The following is a 1,847-nucleotide window of genomic DNA, read 5'->3' on the forward strand; positions in this document are numbered from 1 at the left end:
ATCAGGAGGTCCTGGCCCGCAGGCAGCACATCCCTGCCCTGCCGAAAGTGGACCTGGACCTGCTGCGACCACGCCTGATCGACCCCGACGTGCACGACGGCGTGGTCAGCAGCGTACTGGAGTCCGGCACCGGCAGCTCGGCGAGCATCACCCGCCACCTCACCGGGCTCATGGCCATCTACAACGGCTGGGAGCCCTTCCCCACGTCGTTGGGGACCATGAAGGACGGCCCTCCCGCCCTCACCGAGGCATCCGCCCGGCGCGCTCTCCGCGCGACGCTCCACCGACTGGTGCGGATGCCTGCTGAGACATGGGACATCACCCGGTGACCGAGCACCTGACGTCGTCGCGGCGGCCCCGCGCCGGGCCCCGCCTCCGGTCACGGTACGACGAGTCGGCGCACCGCGCCCGCCCGAACACACCTGGAACGACGTACCGTCCGGCAGGGGCGGAGCAGGCACCGGCTGGGCTGGACGGTGGCGTTTTGGTCGCTTGCTGCTCGCCCGGCTGTCCGGCAGTATCCTCGTCCCCAGCCGCTTGGAGGCGGTGCGCGGATATGACGCCTCCAGCGACGAGCAGCGGTGGCATTACGTGCCACCGGACGCTCGGTTGTGGTTGTCACCGGGGACGGCGCTTGCGCCTCGGCCAAGGCCAAGCCCTGCTCCGCCCACCGTCGCCATCGACAAAGGCCGCGAGCTCTGGCGGCCTGCCACTCCGCCAAAAATCCTAGTGACCACGGGGTTCCAGTCCTTCAGTGTGTCCGCTGGCGGTGGCATCGCCGTGAGAATGACGACCTGCACGCCGTGGAGGTGCGTACCGGGAAGTTCCGATGGCAGACCCACTGGTGAGGATCGAATCGTGCAGGCAGACCAGCGGCAGGTGTGGGTGCTCACCAAGCCCGGACACGGCGAGGTGAAGAAGCTACTGGAGCCGACGGGCATACGAGTCTCGGCGCTTCGCGAGGAGATGTGAGTGGGTGGGGTGATGGGGTTGGGCGTCAGCGGGTGTGTGTGGGGGCCTTGTGTAGCTGGGAGTTTTCTTGGCATTGGTCGTCTTGGGCTGGTGATCTTGGCTGCCATTGAGTGACCAAGCGGCTGCCATGTGGTGGCTAGCACGGCTATGGATGGCTGTCATGGGTTTGCCTATTCCAGTGTTCGGTGCCGTGGTCGCCGGGGGTGCTGGGGGTATGGGTGAGGGCGGCCGGTTGGCGCGTGGTGTGGTGGTGCGTCGGTTGTTGGCGGTGGATCAGGGACCGGGGTCGGTGTCGTCGCTGCATGTCCGGGTGATGGCCGAGGCCGCGGGTGTGACGATCCGGACGGTGTGGAAGTGGCTGGCGGAGGCGCGCGAGGGCCGTCTGGAGCCGGTGGGGCGGCAGGACGGGTTCACTCTGGATGACGAGCAGTGGGCGGTCCTGACAGAGGTGGGCGGGAACGTCGCGGCGCTGTACCGGCGGCCGACGGTTCACCCTCGCCCGGAAGTGTGCCGTCCCTAGGGACGTTGCATCGTGTGGTGCGCCGGGATCTGCAGGCGGGACGGGTGTTGGAGGGGGCTCGGCCGTCTCGGAACCGGGTCGAGGTCAGCCGCTATGTCCGGGTCCTGGCCGAGTTGAAGCTTGAGCGGGCGGGTGAGGGGCTGCCGGTAGTCGACGCGGACCGGGCTGCCCTGTCAGAGCTCGGGACGGGCGAGGACGGCGAGGGGGGGAGGGCGCCGGCGAGGGGGGGGGTGCGGTTGTTCGTGCCGGGGGCGCGTGGGGTGTCGAGCGCCGGGGCGGCTGCGCTGGGGGGGGCGGGGGGGCAGTCGGGGGCGGCGCGGGGGGTCTGGGGGGGGGTCGGCGGGGCGGGGGGGGG

General features: G+C 70.2%; 1 protein-coding gene and 1 pseudogene. Both read left to right on the forward strand.

Annotation, left to right across the window (positions count from 1 at the left end):
• Nucleotides 1-329, forward strand: a pseudogene (locus E2B92_RS32815) (hypothetical protein); the annotation flags it as partial.
• Nucleotides 330-1,186: 857 nt separating this feature from the next.
• Nucleotides 1,187-1,492 (forward strand): hypothetical protein, encoded by a 306-nt coding sequence (locus E2B92_RS32455; RefSeq protein WP_126882917.1) that lies wholly within the window; start codon nt 1,187-1,189, stop codon nt 1,490-1,492.
• Nucleotides 1,493-1,847: the final 355 nt, after the last annotated feature.

The organism is Streptomyces sp. WAC05374 (genome assembly GCF_004353505.1).
Taxonomy (GTDB): Bacteria; Actinomycetota; Actinomycetes; order Streptomycetales; family Streptomycetaceae; genus Streptomyces.

What these genes read in the sequence shown, in the direction of transcription:
- E2B92_RS32455 (WP_126882917.1), top strand. Translation starts at nt 1,187, where the DNA reads ATGGGTGAGGGCGGCCGGTTGGCGCGTGGTGTGGTGGTGCGTCGGTTG.